This is a genomic window from Motiliproteus sp. SC1-56, assembly GCF_017309075.1.
Lineage (GTDB): Bacteria > Pseudomonadota > Gammaproteobacteria > Pseudomonadales > Balneatricaceae > Motiliproteus.
In genome coordinates, this window is the sequence record NZ_JAEMGS010000006.1 from 164861 (window position 1) to 179881 (window position 15021).

At 59.9% G+C, this 15021-nt stretch carries 14 protein-coding genes; 8 read left to right on the forward strand and 6 right to left on the reverse strand.

The features are described from left to right. Positions 1 to 105 precede the first annotated feature (105 nt). Together icd and JGZ97_RS08595 are read right to left on the reverse strand one after the other, a co-directional pair. Positions 106 to 1362 (reverse strand): NADP-dependent isocitrate dehydrogenase, encoded by a 1257-nt coding sequence (icd, locus tag JGZ97_RS08590; protein WP_207062206.1) that lies wholly within the window; start codon positions 1360 to 1362, stop codon positions 106 to 108. Between the two features lie 129 nt (positions 1363 to 1491). Further along, positions 1492 to 2208, reverse strand: coding sequence for an SIMPL domain-containing protein (locus tag JGZ97_RS08595; protein WP_207062207.1), 717 nt, complete (start codon positions 2206 to 2208; stop codon positions 1492 to 1494). Positions 2209 to 2910: 702 nt separating this feature from the next. Between JGZ97_RS08595 and JGZ97_RS08600 the strand changes: the two genes are divergently transcribed. The 4 genes from JGZ97_RS08600 to JGZ97_RS08615 are packed head-to-tail and all read left to right on the forward strand — an operon-like array spanning position 2911 to position 7087. Next, entirely contained in the window at positions 2911 to 3762 is an 852-nt protein-coding gene (locus tag JGZ97_RS08600) for a putative selenate ABC transporter substrate-binding protein (protein WP_207062208.1), read from the forward strand. Between the two features lie 33 nt (positions 3763 to 3795). Then, positions 3796 to 4461: an ATP-binding cassette domain-containing protein gene (locus JGZ97_RS08605; protein WP_207062209.1), complete on the forward strand. Its 666-nt coding sequence runs from the start codon at positions 3796 to 3798 to the stop codon at positions 4459 to 4461. Continuing rightward, positions 4458 to 5954: an ABC transporter permease subunit gene (locus JGZ97_RS08610; RefSeq protein WP_207062210.1), complete on the forward strand. Its 1497-nt coding sequence runs from the start codon at positions 4458 to 4460 to the stop codon at positions 5952 to 5954. The genes JGZ97_RS08605 and JGZ97_RS08610 overlap by 4 nt, the downstream gene beginning before the upstream one ends. Further along, positions 5951 to 7087, forward strand: coding sequence for a methyltransferase (locus JGZ97_RS08615; RefSeq protein WP_207062211.1), 1137 nt, complete (start codon positions 5951 to 5953; stop codon positions 7085 to 7087). The genes JGZ97_RS08610 and JGZ97_RS08615 overlap by 4 nt, the downstream gene beginning before the upstream one ends. On the opposite strand, the gene JGZ97_RS08620 is transcribed toward JGZ97_RS08615, so the two are convergent. Further along, complete coding sequence (locus tag JGZ97_RS08620) at positions 7084 to 8037, reverse strand: tRNA-dihydrouridine synthase (protein ID WP_242521626.1); 954 nt, start codon at positions 8035 to 8037, stop codon at positions 7084 to 7086. The genes JGZ97_RS08615 and JGZ97_RS08620 overlap by 4 nt on opposite strands. A gap of 130 nt (positions 8038 to 8167) precedes the next feature. Here JGZ97_RS08620 and JGZ97_RS08625 point away from each other — a divergent pair, with 130 nt between their 5' ends. Then, positions 8168 to 8956 carry an enoyl-CoA hydratase gene (locus tag JGZ97_RS08625; RefSeq protein WP_207062212.1) on the forward strand — a complete coding sequence of 263 codons (789 nt, stop codon included), beginning with the start codon at positions 8168 to 8170 and terminating at the stop codon, positions 8954 to 8956. 3 nt (positions 8957 to 8959) lie between these two features. Here the strand turns inward: JGZ97_RS08625 and JGZ97_RS08630 are convergent, their stop codons facing one another. After that, on the reverse strand, positions 8960 to 9190 hold the full coding sequence (locus JGZ97_RS08630) for a hypothetical protein (protein WP_207062213.1): 231 nt from the start codon (positions 9188 to 9190) through the stop codon (positions 8960 to 8962). A gap of 119 nt (positions 9191 to 9309) precedes the next feature. Between JGZ97_RS08630 and JGZ97_RS08635 the strand changes: the two genes are divergently transcribed. Beyond that, positions 9310 to 9924: a flavin reductase family protein gene (locus tag JGZ97_RS08635; RefSeq protein WP_207062214.1), complete on the forward strand. Its 615-nt coding sequence runs from the start codon at positions 9310 to 9312 to the stop codon at positions 9922 to 9924. 98 nt (positions 9925 to 10022) lie between these two features. Here the strand turns inward: JGZ97_RS08635 and JGZ97_RS08640 are convergent, their stop codons facing one another. Next, entirely contained in the window at positions 10023 to 10229 is a 207-nt protein-coding gene (locus JGZ97_RS08640; protein ID WP_207062215.1) for a hypothetical protein, read from the reverse strand. Between the two features lie 245 nt (positions 10230 to 10474). On the opposite strand from JGZ97_RS08640, the gene JGZ97_RS08645 reads away from it, so the two are divergent. Next, positions 10475 to 11689, forward strand: coding sequence for a nitrate/nitrite transporter (locus JGZ97_RS08645; protein WP_242521627.1), 1215 nt, complete (start codon positions 10475 to 10477; stop codon positions 11687 to 11689). 377 nt (positions 11690 to 12066) lie between these two features. Here the strand turns inward: JGZ97_RS08645 and JGZ97_RS08650 are convergent, their stop codons facing one another. Further along, positions 12067 to 13662: an isocitrate lyase gene (locus JGZ97_RS08650; RefSeq protein WP_207062217.1), complete on the reverse strand. Its 1596-nt coding sequence runs from the start codon at positions 13660 to 13662 to the stop codon at positions 12067 to 12069. Between the two features lie 293 nt (positions 13663 to 13955). Between JGZ97_RS08650 and JGZ97_RS08655 the strand changes: the two genes are divergently transcribed. Beyond that, positions 13956 to 14903: a LysR family transcriptional regulator gene (locus tag JGZ97_RS08655; RefSeq protein ID WP_207062218.1), complete on the forward strand. Its 948-nt coding sequence runs from the start codon at positions 13956 to 13958 to the stop codon at positions 14901 to 14903. Positions 14904 to 15021 lie beyond the last annotated feature (118 nt).

Below are 15021 nucleotides of genomic sequence, written 5' to 3' on the forward strand. Positions count from 1 at the left end.
AACCAGAACGCCAACCAAAAAGCCCCCACCCAACCAAAAAACCAGCCGAACAGGCTGGTTTTTTGGTTGCTGCAGGTAAGCGCTAATGCCTTACATGCAAGGGAGTTACATATTTTCGATCACTGCCTTGCCGAATGCAGAAGAGGAGAGCAAGGTGGCGCCGTCCATCAAGCGTTCAAAATCATAGGTCACGGTTTTGTTGGCGATCGCACCGGCCATCCCCTTCAGGATCAGGTCGGCAGCCTCCACCCAGCCCAAATGCCGAAGCATCATTTCCGCCGACAGAATCAACGACCCAGGATTCACCTTGTCCTGGCCAGCGTACTTGGGGGCGGTCCCGTGAGTGGCCTCAAAGATAGCAACCTCGTCGCTGAGGTTGGCACCGGGAGCAATCCCAATGCCACCGACTTCGGCGGCCAGGGCATCGGAAAGATAATCACCGTTGAGGTTCAAGGTTGCAATCACCGAATATTCCGCCGGACGCAGCAGGATCTGTTGCAGCATCGCGTCGGCAATCACGTCTTTGATCACAACCTGGCTTCCGGTCTTTGGATTCTTAAACGCGCACCAAGGCCCGCCGTCCAGTAACTCGGCGCCAAACTCGTCCCGCGCCACCTCATACCCCCAGTCCTTGAAGGCCCCCTCGGTGAATTTCATGATGTTGCCCTTGTGCACCAGGGTCACAGACGGCTTGTCGTTGTCAATGGCGTACTGGATCGCCTTACGCACCAGCCGTTTGGTCCCTTCCTGCGAAACGGGCTTAACACCGATGCCGCAATTTTGCTCAAAGCGAATCTTGGTAACCCCCATCTCCTCCTTCAGGAACCTGATCACCTTGTCCGCCTCGGCGCTGCCGGCCTTCCATTCAACGCCGGCGTAGATATCCTCAGAGTTCTCCCTGAAAATGCACATGTCGACATCCGCGGGATTGCGGACAGGGCTCGGGACGCCGGTAAACCACTGCACCGGCCGCTGACAAACGTAGAGATCCAGCTCTTGCCGTAACGCCACATTGAGCGATCGGATACCGCCCCCGACAGGGGTCGTCAGCGGCCCCTTGATCCCTACGCAAAACGCCTTGAAGGCCTCCAGCGTCTCCTCAGGCATCCAAGTATCAGCGTCGTAGACTTCGGTGGCTTTCTCCCCAGCGTAAACTTCCATCCACTGTATCTGACGCCCCGGGCCATAGGCTTTTTCTACCGCGGCATCTACCACCTCGATCATCGGCGGGGTAACGTCGCAGCCGATTCCGTCCCCTTCAATGTAAGGTACGATCGGCTTGTCCGGCACGTTAAGGGACCCATCGGCGTTACTGGTTATTTTTTCACCTTCGGCAGGAACCTGAATGTGTTGATACGCCATGCTTCGCTCCATGTGCTTGTTATGATTATTCTTGAACACAACAGTATATACTCGCGCCGTGCCCACTGCAGGCACAGCGAGCGTGAAGCCCAGGGTCACCGGTAAAAGAACCCGCCCCTTGGGGTTCGCTTACGGTTGCGCCTCATACACTAGCTGAACCTGGGCGCTCACCTCCACTTGCGCGGCACTGAGCGCGGGGCCTGCCGGTGCGCTCATCGACTGGATCGCGGCCTCACGCGCGATCGGCACAACCGGGCCTGAAGGACCGTTTATCACCAGCGAACGAATCTCCCCCAGCCCCAGACCCGCCGCGTCACTGGCCGCCTGTGCCTGTCGTTTGGCATCTTCTACGGCCTTACCAATCGCTCGCGTCCGGGCCGCCCCGCTGTCCGCCAGCGTATAGCGCAGACGCCCCACGCCGTTCGCCCCGGCATCTACAGCCGCCTGAATCCAGACACCGACCTGGTCCAGCCTGGCGGTTGTCACCGTCAGCTGGTTGACCACCACATAACCTGCAATCGTGGGCTTCCAATCCGCAGCCGCCCCCGGAGGGCGGTGCGACCACTGAGGCCGTATCGAAAACCCACTGGTGGCCTGCTCGCTTTCACCCAGCCCGGCCGCCGCAAGCGCCTTACGTACCGCTTCCATCACCTGATTATTCGCCGCCAACGCCGTTTCCGCCTGGGGCGCACTGCGCTCCACCCTCAGATCAAACACCGCCTGGTCGGCCGGCACCTGCAGATGGGCCCGACCGGACACCGATATTTCTGCCCCCCGAGCCGGGGCCAGCACCACAAATGCAAGAACAATAAAGCCCCCGAGGCGGGCTAAAAGACAATTGATCATCTATCCGGATCCCATTCACACGACTGTAAAGTCGCATTATAGCGACTCTCGCCAGCCACTCCTGCTCCCGAAACCCAGCCATTGAAAAGAGCGACCGCTACGCCCCCAACCCGCTTGACATGGCTGACGATTATTCACACCTGATTTTATAGAGGGAGAGAGTCAGGCAGCGCCACAAAACCAACCATTGATAAAACTCAAGCAAGCCGTATGATATTGTTTTTAAATACTTTATTCTGTTTGGTTAAATTTTAACCAAACAGAGACCAAGAGCGACTCCAAGGGGGTGCGAGGGCCTTACCAATAACTTGCCCACACAGTTATCCACAATATCTGTGGAAACTCGCTGCAAGCCTGCATGATTCGTGGTGCCGGGGTTCGCGGAGGGGGAGTGGTGAGAACAAAAAAAGACCGCCCAGCATCCTAGTTGAGCGGTCTCTCTATTGTCCTTTGCTGCAACTTACACCGGCGGTCCGTTCCAGTGTCAGATCCTTCTGTTTCCGTGTTGCACAGCTCCATCATGGACTGGATTCGCTTTCAAAGCTCTAGGAAAACTTCCTATTTTTACTATTAACTGCGCAGTTTAGAGAACAGCCGTTCTACTCCTATCCTTAAGCTCCCCCCTTAAGGATCCTAGGTCTCGGCTTGTTTATCCCCATCATATCCCTACAATAAGGCTCCCTTTGAATTAGGTCTGCTCCCATGTTCTTTCGTCGCTTCTTACCCCTGTTACTGTGCTTATCCCTCAACGGTCACGCCGCCACCTTTACCTTTACCGCAATCCCCGACCAGGATGAAACGTTACTGCGCACCCGGTTCGGACAAGTGGCGGATTACCTCTCGCAGCGCCTGGGCACCGACGTTGCCTATGTTCCTGTTAAGTCATACGCTGCGGCCGTCGGCGCATTTCGCAATAACCAGGTCCAGCTGGCCTGGTTCGGTGGTCTCTCCGGCGTTCGCGCCCGCCAGCTGGTTCCGGCTTCAGAAGCGATCGCCCAAGGGGAAGAAGACCGGTCATTCCAAACCTATTTTATCGCCAATACCCGAACCGGCCTCGAGCCAACCGAGGACCTCTCCACCCTTTCGGGAGACCTCAGTTTTGCCTTTGGCTCCAAAGGCTCCACCTCGGGCCGGTTGATGCCCGAGTTCCACCTTCGCCAGCAGCTGAGTAAAGCGCCTCAGGATTGGTTCCATCGCGTGGGATTCAGTGGGGATCACAGTCGCACCATCGCGCTGGTCCAGTCCGGCGCCTATGACCTTGGCGCGGTCAATTTCAAAGTTTGGGAACGGGAGCTAAAGGAAGGCCGGATCGACACCGACAAGGTGAAAGTCATCTGGAAAACCCCACCCTACCCTGATTACCAGTGGACCATCCGCGGCGATGTCGACGCCACCTGGGGGGAAGGCTTTAAAGCCAAAGTAACACGCGCCCTGCTGGAGATGGATGATCCGGCACTGCTGGCCGCTTTCCCTCGCTCGGGATTCATTCCCGCACGTAATGCGGATTACCAGCCGATTGAGGCGGTGGCCCGGGAACTCGGTCTGGTTGATTGAACGGCGGTCGGCATCGCCCTGTGAAGCGCCTCCATGGTTTGCACACCCCTTATTCAGCTGCGCGAAGAACAGGTCGGGTATGGACCCGACCCGGTCCTTAGAGACCTCGACCTGAGCATCGCCGCGGGCGAGAAGGTCGCACTGATCGGCGAGAGCGGGGTCGGTAAAACCACCTTGCTCAAGCGCCTTTACAGTCTGGTTTGCGAGCATGCAGCACTCTGCCCCCAGCAGCTGGGCCTGGTACCCGAGCTCAGTGTCTACCACAACATTTTTATGGGCAGGCTGGACCAACATGGCTTTTGGTATAACCTGCTGAACCTGGTCCGGCCCCGTCGTCGTGACCGGGAAGCCATTTTCAACCTGGCCGCGGAACTCGGGCTGGAACCCCAACTGGACAGCTCCGTGGATCAGCTATCAGGGGGACAGCGCCAGCGAGTGGCGCTCGGTCGCGCACTTTACCGCGCCAGCCCCATTTTTATCGGCGATGAACCGGTTTCGGCGGTCGACGAATTTCAGGCAGAGCGCCTACTGGCACTGATCAACCGCCGTCACGAGACCGTGGTGGTGGCCCTCCATGACCAGGCCGCAGCGCTGCAGCACTTTGACCGGTTGATCGGACTCCGGGACGGCAAGATCGTGCTCGACGCACCCAGCGCTGAGCTGAGCCTTGCCGACCTGGCCCGCGTCTACGAGCAGTGAGCGGGGCAAGCAATAACACCGGGCGCCGGCTTAAACGCCTCAGTTTCGGTTTCGTCCTGCTGGCCTGCCTGGGCCTTTTATTCACCGATATCGAAGTCGTTACCAGCGAGCCCTGGGGCGAGCTGGCCCGCATCGGCATCGGCCTGCTGACGCCGGACTTTCTGGCTACCGAGGAGTTGGGCAAGGCACTGCTCAACACCCTCGCCTTTGCCCTGGTGGGCGTGGTAATCGGCAATGGCGCCGGTTTCCTGCTGGCCCTGGTCTTTCACTGGCCGGGGGTGCGCCAGACCTGCGCCTTCGTCCGCGCCATTCACGAAATTTTCTGGGCACTGCTGTTCCTGCAGGTTTTCGGGCTCTCCACCCTCACCGGGGTGCTGGCCATCGCCCTTCCCTATACAGGCATTTTCGCCAAGGTCTACGCGGAGATCCTCGAAGAGAGCGACCAGCGCCCCTGGCGGTGCCTGCCGCCGGCCACCGGCTGGCTGTCAGGGTTTGTCTACGCCCGCCTGCCCCGGGCCTTTCAGAATCTCAAGCACTACAGCCTCTATCGGCTCGAATGCGCCATCCGCTCCAGTGCAGTGCTGGGCTTTATCGGGCTGCCCACCCTGGGTTTTCACCTGGAAACAGCATTCAACCAGGGGCTCTATTCCCAGGCGGCCGCCCTGCTGTACCTGTTCTTCCTGATGGTGGCGTCCATTCGGCTGTGGATGCGGCTGCCCCTGCTACCCGTTTATCTGCTGGCAGCGATCGGATGGCTGCCCTGGAGCCTCCACTTCTCTTCAGAGCTGTGGGTTCATTTTGTAACCTGGGACCTAGTGCCGGCCCCATTACGTGGCGAGTGGGGTTCGCAAACCCTCTCGTCGCTGGGACGCTGGCTGACGCCACTGGGCGAACATGCACTGCTCGGCGCCGCCAACACCCTGATCTTAAGCCTGGTGGCGCTGGTCGGCAGCGGATTGTTGGCCCTGGGCCTCTTTCCGCTGGTGTCACGCCTGTTTTTCCGCCTTCCCGGTCGCAGCCTGGGCAATGCACTGCTGATTGTACTGCGCACCATCCCGGAGCTGATTCTGGCGTTCGTGTTCCTGCTGGTGCTGGGCCCTTCGATGTTGCCCGCCATTCTGGCCCTGGCGCTGCACAATGGAGCCATCATCGCTCACCTTATTGGCCGCCAGAGCGACAGCCTGAAACCGCTCCTACCCGGTCCGGGGTCCGGGCGCTACTTCTACGAGGTGCTGCCTCGAATCTACCGCCCGTTCCTGGCCTTCCTCTTCTACCGCTGGGAGGTGATCATGCGGGAGACCGCGATTCTCGGTATCCTTGGGGTGTACACGCTGGGTTTTTATATCGACTCGGCGTTCGAGGCGCTAAGGTTCGACCAGGCTTTTTTACTGATTCTCATGACCGCACTGCTCAATCTCTGTATCGACGCCCTGTCACGCGCACTGCGCCGTCGCCTGCGCCTCGCCGATACCCCGCAACAGGTTAACCCATGACCGAGCTTCTTCAGGCCGCCCAAGGGCAGTTCCAGCTCAGCCGTTACCCGCTTCAGGCCCGCGATCCGCTCCGCGCCTGGGATGCCGCCGACGAACTGATTCTTCACCACCTGGCCGAGCAACCGGCGCCGAGTGAGCCACCCGCTACCCTGATCCTCAATGACAGTTTTGGCGCACTGACCACCGCGCTTCACGCCTGGCATCCGCAGATGCAGTCGGACTCGGTGTTGGCCTGGCGGGGCACCGAGGCCAATCTGCGCCACAACGGGCTAGATCCGAGCTCAGTGAAGCTGCTGAGCAGCCTCGACACCCCCCGGGGCCCCCTGGATCTGGTGCTGATCAAGATACCCAAGACCCTCGCCCTGCTCGAAGACCAGCTGCACCGGTTACGCCCCTGCCTGACGCCGCAAACCCAAGTTATTGCAGGGGCCATGATCAAGCACCTGCCGGCGTCGGCAGCCGAATTGATGCAACGCATCCTGGGGCCGACCACACCGTCGCTGGCGCGCAAGAAAGCCCGCCTGCTGTTTATCGAACCGGATCTGTCACGGGCCGTAGCCCCCCCGCCCTATCCGACCCAATACCCGCTTCAGGGCACGCCCTACACCCTTCTTAACCACGCCAACGTGTTTTCCCGGGAAAAGCTGGATATCGGTACCCGCCTCCTGCTGCAACACCTGCCAAGCAGCCCGCGCTTTAACGATATCCTCGACCTGGGATGCGGTAACGGCGTGGTCGGGTTGCTCGCCGCCCAAGCCAATCCCAGGGCACGGCTGCACTTCGTGGACGAATCCTTTATGGCTGTCGCCAGCGCCCGGGAAAACTTCCACCGCGCCTTCGGCGACAGCCGCAGCGCCACCTTCGTCGCCGGCAACTGCCTCGACGAAACCCCCGCCGACTCGCAGGATTTGATCCTGAACAATCCCCCTTTTCACCAGCAGCAGACCATCGGAGACCATATCGCCTGGCGCATGTTCCGCCAATCCCGGGACTGTCTGCGCGCCGGGGGGGAGCTCTGGGTGATCGGCAACCGCCACCTGGGTTACCACCTCAAGCTGAAAAAGCTCTTCGGCAATTGCCAGACCGTCGCCAGCAACCCCAAATTCGTCCTGCTCCGGAGCCGTAAAACCTAAGCGCTGGCGCTTTCCCCGAGCGGTAGTGCCGCCAACTGCTGCTGAATCAGATCGTTCCGGGTTTCCCGCTTTATCTGTTCGAACAACAGCGCGGCCTCAGGATAATGCCGCCGCAGGTAGGCCAGCCACTGTTTGATGCGCCCCGGGGCATAGCGGGGCGCCAACTCATCGGACAGGCGTTCGAAGTACTCTGAAATCCAGGGTTGCAGTGTCTCCCAAGCCAGGGGCGCTTGCGAACCTTTAATCTGCTGCGCTAGCCCCGGACGGGACAGCAATCCCCGCCCCAGCATCAGATCGCGACAGCCCGATTGCGCCTGGCAGCGCACGGCATCCGCCGGGCTCCAGATATCCCCGTTGGCGATGACCGGCACCGCGACAGCCTGCCGCACCCGGTCGATTGCGTGCCAGCGGGCAGGCGGGCGGTAGCCCTCGCGCTTGGTGCGCCCGTGGACACAAAGTTCCTCCACTCCGCCGGCCACCATCGCCTGGGCATTGGCCACCGACAACCCATCGTCCTCGTAGCCCAGGCGCATCTTGGCGCTGAAACCCACCCCCTCAGGGACAGCCCGGCGCACAGCGCAGACAATGGCGTAGATCCGCCCGGGGTCTTGCAACAGGATGGCGCCGCCCTGGCTGCGGTTGACGGTCTTGGCCGGGCAGCCGAAGTTGAGATCAATACCCAACGCACCGAGACGCACGGCACGGGCCGCATTGGCCGCCAGCAACTCGGGGTCGCTGCCCAGCAACTGCACGTGGACCGGCGTACCAGCCGGGGTTCGGCTACCCCGGCGCAACTCCGGCGCGAGGCGATAGAAGACCCGGTTCGGTAGCTCCCGGTCCGATACACGGACGAATTCGGTGACACAACGGTCAATTCCACCGATGCGGGTAAGCAGGTCACGCATCAGCGCGTCCACCACCCCCTCCATCGGTGCAAGAATAATTTTCATCAAACGGCGCTCTTTGACTTCACCGGGCGAGGGTACCACGAACGCCGGTGGCGATTGAGGGTTTGCCGCTTCCAGCTTGGCCATTGGCAGGTATACTGCTGCCAAGCCAACAACAAAAAAGGAGCATGAAATGCCCGATCAAGCCGCGCCCCTGGTGCTGCAGAACATAGAAGCGACTGTAGCCACCCTGACCCTCAACCGACCCGATGCCTACAACGCCCTCTCCATTGAACTGATGGAGGCGCTGCTTGCACGGCTACAAGGGCTGGCCGAAGACCGGGAAGTACATGTGATCATCCTCAAGGGGGCCGGGAGGGGGTTTTGCGCCGGTCACGACCTGCGCCAGATGAGCGGCAACGACGATCCCGAGTTCCACCGGCGAACCTTCGAAACCTGCTCGCGGTTGATGCTGCAAATCACCCGACAGCCCCAGCCGGTGATCGCCCAGGTGCAGGGCATCGCCACGGCAGCCGGTTGCCAGTTGGTGGCCACCTGCGATCTGGCGGTGGCCACCGACACCGCGCGCTTCGCCACGCCCGGGGTCAATATCGGGCTGTTCTGCTCCACCCCAATGGTTGCCTTGAGCCGGGCCATCGCCCGCAAGCAGGCGATGGAAATGCTGTTAACTGGCGAGATGGTGGACGCCCGGCGCGCCTGTGAGATCGGCCTGATCAACCAGACCGCACCCGAGGAGGTGGTGGACGAGGTAACCCTGGGGCTGGCCGCCAAAATCGCCGGTAAATCTCCCCACGCGATTCGTCTGGGCAAAGAAGCTTTCTACCAGCAACTCGAAGAGCCGCTGTCTCAGGCCTATGCCCATTGTAGCGATGTGATGTGCTGCAACATGGACAGCGACGATGCCCGGGAAGGCATCGACGCCTTTCTCAATAAACGCGAACCGGTCTGGAAGGGGCAGTAACGCTCAGAAATGTTCCAGCACGGATACCCGCCTGAAGCCCAGGTCCTTGGCGAGGCGGGTGGCATTATCCAGGTTATGGAAAATGCGGGCTTGGCCCGCATTGGTCAGCGGCGAGAGGCTGTCATCCACATCCCTAAACAGGATCACCCAGCCATTGCCGCGGCTGCCCGGTTCGATAATCGCCTCTTTAAGCGCGCCCATCTGGTAACCGAGCTGAACATCGTAATATTCCATAGAGCCCCCGTGAAAACCTCGTTGGCACCGTCTGCTTAAGGATAGCAGCCTGGCGTTGCAGCAGTCCGCGCCAGCTGACAAACTTAGCGCCACGGATACATCCAAGGAGCCTTCAAAACATGCAGATTGACCTCGGTGAACTGTCCCCCAGTGCCACCTACTTCAACATGATTCAGACCCTGATTCCCCGCCCCATCGCCTGGGTGCTTTCCGAGAACGCCGATAGCAGCCTCAACCTGGCCCCCTTTTCCTATTTCAGCGCCGTCTGCAGCGACCCGCCGCTGCTGATGATTTCCCTGGGCAAGAAACCTGACGGCAGCGCCAAGGACACCCGCGCCAACATCGAAGCGCGCGGCCATTTCGTGATCCAAATTCCTTCGATGGGCCTGCTCGAGGCGATGAACGAAAGCTCCATGACCTTACCCGCGGGAGAGTCCGAGCTGGACCGCCTGCAACTGGCCACCGAACCCTTTGCCGGCTCAGCCCTGCCCCGCCTAAAGGACGCGCCCATCGCCTATGCCTGTGAGCTGTACGAACTCCACGAGGTGGGCAACACTCCGCAGGCGCTGATCATCGGCAAAGTCACGCAGCTCTATATCGACGACCGAGTGGCCACCCAGGATGCCAAAGGACGCTTGAAAGTGGATGCCGCCAAGGTGGATCCGGTCGCCCGACTGGGCGCCTCGGAATACGCGAAACTCGGCGACATTATTCGCCTGCAACGCCCGGCGTAACTTGCGCCGCCGCGCTCAACCGCGCGTTGTGCCGGCCTGAATGAGTTCGAAGGGCCGGTACAGGTCCCAGACAACAAAAGGTGATGGGCAGACAGGTACTACCGCTGCCTCATGGATTCTCGAAAGTCCGCGAGCATGGGATCCAACCAGGATGGAAAATCCTGAGAGATGCTGGGTATGACCCGTTGGTGCAGCCGCATCAGCTGGTCCTCCACCTCGTCGAGGCTGTACTCGAGCTGAAAGGCTTTCCACTCTAAATGTCGAAGTTCAAAGCAGACTCGTTCCCTTAACTGCTCCTCGGTCATGGTACACCCCTCTCCCTTTGCGAGTTTTATTTCGATACTTACCAGTCCACCCAGTCCACCCAGTCCACTCAAACCAACTTGCTTAGTTCAATGCGGTTCAATGCGCCCAAAGTGCGTTTTGTCACTTCGACGTGTAAGGTTATGTTAGAAGAGTTTTGATTTTTGGCAACTTATCACCGGCTACCCTTTCTATACCCTCGTGCTAAAGTCCTTCTGCATCCACCCACTGATCCATGACAACCCCCTTGGCTGATTCCGATCCTGCTTCTAAACGCACCCCATTGATCCTGCCTGGCCTGGTGGTAGCGCAGCTGCTAGCAACCTCGCTCTGGTTCGCGGCAAATGCCGTGCTGCCCTCGCTGGAACCACTACTGGAGCGGCAAGGAGCCGTGGCGGATATCACCACGGCGGTGCAGCTTGGCTTTATCACCGGCACCTTCGTGTTCGCAGCCTGCGCGCTCGCCGACCGTTTCTCGCCCAGCCGGGTGTTTTTAATCTGCGCCCTTTTGGCTGCGCTGTGCAACGCCAGCCTGATCGCCCTCGCCCAGCACTACGCCGGCGTCCTGGGGGCACGTTTTCTGGTGGGATTCTTTCTCGCCGGCATCTACCCGGTAGGCATGAAAATCGCCCTCAGCTGGTACCCGGAAGGGCTGGGGCGGGCCCTTGGTTTTCTCGTCGGTGCCTTGGTGTTGGGCACCGCATCGCCTCACTTGATAAGAACGCTGGGACACTCGCTCCCCTGGGAGGAGGTCATCCTGACCACCTCCCTGGCGGCGGCGCTGGGCGGTTTCTGGCTGTGGTACGGTGTCGGTGACGGTCCCCATCGGGGGCCTGCGGGGGAATTGCACCCTCGGGCACTCCTGGCCGCGTTCCGGCACCCGCCGTTTCGCGCCTCGGCCATGGGCTATTTCGGTCACATGTGGGAACTGTACGCATTCTGGGCCTACCTGCCTTTGTGGTTGGCGGCCCATCAGCGGTGGCATGGGGAACCGACATTCAGCGTTTCGCTGTGGAGTTTCTTGGTCATTGCCGCCGGCGCGCTCGGGTGCGCAGGAGGCGGTCTGCTCAGTCGTCGACTGGGCTCAGCGAGGGTAGCCGCAACGCAACTGGGGATCTCGGGAGCCTGCTGCCTGCTCTCGCCGCTTGTTTTCTTGTTGCCCACAGGCGCGTTTCTCGCGGTGATGCTGGTCTGGGGCGTCACGGTTGCCGGCGACTCGCCGCAATTCTCAACCCTCAATGCCACCCACGCCCCGCCTCAACTCGCCGGCTCAGCACTGACGCTGGCCAACTGCCTGGGCTTCAGCCTTTCGGCCCTCAGCCTCCAGGCGCTGGACGCGGCCGCAGGCACCCTGCCGGTAGGCTGGCTCTATGCGCTGCTGATTCCAGGCCCTCTGCTTGGTCTCGCCTGCATGCGCACGCTGATCAAAAACCAGGGCACCCAGAGCCACTCACTGGCCTAGCCGCCCTTCAAACATTCGTTTTAAAAAACCTCCAGGCCCCGTGGATTGGGAGCCGCAAAAAGGTGTTCACAAAAGCTGTGGATAAGACTGTGAACACTCTTCGGGCAAGGGCTCCCAGGTGCGATAAAACAGGCCCCTCCCTCTGATTGATTAAAAAACAAACAAACCCAGTCGATGCAAAATTAATCAATAACTTACGAACAAATGCAGGGTTTCATTTAAACAGCTGATTGATTACTTGAGCGGCCTCTGACTCGTTAACGGCCATGCCTCGTTTTTGTGCATAAGAGAACCCCGCCGCTGGTGCCATTGCCGTTCTCAGCACAAAAAAAGGGCGGGTAAAACCCGCCCTTGATCCCCTAGGGGTCATGCCTGAATTAGAACTGATTCATGGTGTTGTCCTTGCCGCCAGCCTTGAGCGCGGCGTCACCGGCAAAGTACTCCTTGTGGTCATCACCCATGTCGGACCCGGCCATGTTCTGGTGCTTGACGCAGGCAATCCCCTGGCGGATCTCTTTGCGTTGCACCCCTTCAACGTAACCGAGCATACCGGCTTCACCGAAGTACTCTTTGGCCAGGTTGTCGGTAGACAGGGCCGCAGTGTGGTAGGTGGGCAGCGTGATCAGGTGGTGGAAGATACCGGCTTCGCGGGCCGCATCGGCCTGGAAGGTACGGATCTTGTCGTCCGCCGTCTGGGCCAGCTCGCTGTCGTCGTATTCGACGCTCATCAGGTTGGCGCGATCGTAGCCGGAGACATCCTTACCCGCTTCCTGCCAGGCGTCGAATACCTGCTGCCGGAAGTTGAGGGTCCAGTTGAATGAAGGGCTGTTGTTGTAAACCAGCTTGGCGTTGGGAACCACTTCACGGATCCGGTTGACCATGCCGCCGATCTGACCCACGTGGGGTTTCTCGGTCTCGATCCAGAGCAGGTCGGCGCCGTTCTGCAGCGAGGTGATGCAGTCCAGCACGCAGCGGTCCTCACCGGTCCCCTTCTTGAACTGGAACAGACCGCTTTGCAGACGCTTGGGCTTGAGCAACTTGCCGTTGGCCTTGACCAGCACGTCACCGTTTTCAATCTCATCGGCGCTGTTGATGTAGTCGCCGTCCAGGAAGCTGTTGTACTTGTCGCCCAGATCGCCCGGCTCATTGGTGACCGCGATCTGCTTGGTCAGACCGGCCCCCAGGGAGTCGGTGCGGGCCACGATGACACCGTCATCCACGCCCAGCTCCAGGAAGGCGTAGCGAACGGCGCGGATCTTGGCCAGGAAGTCGGCGTGGGGCACCGTCACCTTGCCGTCCTGGTGGCCGCATTGCTTCTCGTCAGACACCTGATTTTCAATCTGGATGGCGCAGGCACCAGCTTCGATCATCTTCTTGGCCAGCAGGTAGGTCGCTTCCTCGTTCCCGAAACCCGCGTCAATGTCGGCGATGATCGGCACCACGTGGGTTTCAAAATTGTCGATCTTGGCCTGAACCGCCTGCTCCTTGGCGGTGTCGCCGGCCTCACGGGCCGCGTCCAGCTCCCGGAACAGCCCACCCAGCTCACGGGCGTCGGCCTGGCGGAGGAAGGTGTACAGTTCCTCGATCAGCGCCGGCACGGAAGTTTTCTCGTGCATGGACTGATCGGGCAACGGGCCGAACTCGGAACGCAGGGCGGCAATCATCCAACCGGAAAGGTACAGGTACTTCTTCTTGGTATTGCCAAAGTGCTTCTTGATGGCGATCAGCTTCTGCTGACCGATAAAGCCGTGCCAGCAGCCCAGGGACTGGGTGTACTGAGAGCTGTCAGCGTCATACTCGGCCATGTCCTGGCGCATGATCTTGGCAGTGTAACGAGCCACGTCCAGGCCGGTTTTGAACCGGTTCTGCAAGCGCATCCGCGCCGCGTACTCGGGGTTAATGTCCTTCCAGGCGCTGCCGGCGGCTTCGCGCAGGGTGGCAATGGTGTCCATCTCTTGGTTGAAGTTTGACATGGTCAAATCCTGCTCTTGCATGGTTTTCGGTTGCGTCCTTCGAGGTGAAAGGCGCCGCTTGATGTCCTGAAATTCATCCTAATGAGGTTTTTAATATAAATACAATAAATGCTATCTATTTTTGCTATTCATCCTATGAATGAAAACAACTGCCGGGCGGGCCGACCTACCACGCTCCCTGCGGCCAGGTGCTACGAAGGTGACCCAGCGGACTTAACGGCTCCGGTCGACAGCGCCGGCCGGGACTGAGACAATTTGCTAAATCTATTGACTTGCTTAATGGCATTTCTGTTATGAATATTGATCGCATTGACCTTAATCTGCTGGTCTACCTGGATGCGCTGCTGCGCGAGCGTAATGTCACCAAAGCCGCCAACCAGCTGGGGTTGAGCCAACCGGCCATGAGCAACGGACTGCGCCGGTTGCGCGACCTGTTCGGCGATCCGCTGCTGGTGAGGACCAGCGACGGCATGACCCCCACCGAGCGGGCCAACGAACTGCAGCCGCAGGTGCGCGATGTCCTGGCCCGTATTGAAAAAGCGGTGCAACCCAATACCCCATTTGACCCCAGCACCTCGGATCGCATCTTCCGTATCGTCTCCAGCGACTATTCTGAGTCGACGCTGATGCCGTCCCTGCTCAAGCGGCTGCGTAACGAGGCCCCGGACGTACGGCTTGACCTGATGCCCCCCAGTGACGCCACCTTCGAGGATGTGGAGCAGGGCAAGATCGACATGGTGATCAACCGCTTCGACTCCATGCCCCAGTCCTTTCATCAGAAAACCGTCTGGAAGGACAGCTTTTCCTGCCTGATAAGCACCAAAAACCCGATTCTCGATCACTTCGACCTGGACTCCTACGCCGCCGCCAAGCACGTATGGGTCAGTAAAACCGGCTGGGGGGTCGGGGTGGGCGTCAACCCGCACGATGTTCAGCGCCTGGGCTGGGTGGATGCCGCGCTGAACCGCCTCAACCGCAAGCGCCGCATCACCGTCTTTACCCGCCACTACCAGGCAGCCATGTTGCTGGCCGAACGCAAGGACCTGATCGTGACCCTACCCAGCAAGGCGGCGCGGATGATGCGCAACAACCCCAATATCGTCATCAAGTCGCCCCCCTTCGACATTCCACCCTTCGAGCTGAAAATGGCCTGGAGCCCCTTGCTTCAACACAGCCCCGCCCACCGCTGGATGCGCCAGCTGGTCATGGAGGTGGCGCAGCAGGTGGACGAAACCTCCTAGTATTCATTCAGAAAATACCGAGCATAAAAGCCATTAATTAGATAAATCACCAAGAGCCCTTTAGGATAAGTGCAGGCCTTTGTCCATGAAGGCACCCATTGACAGCACCGGTGGTACG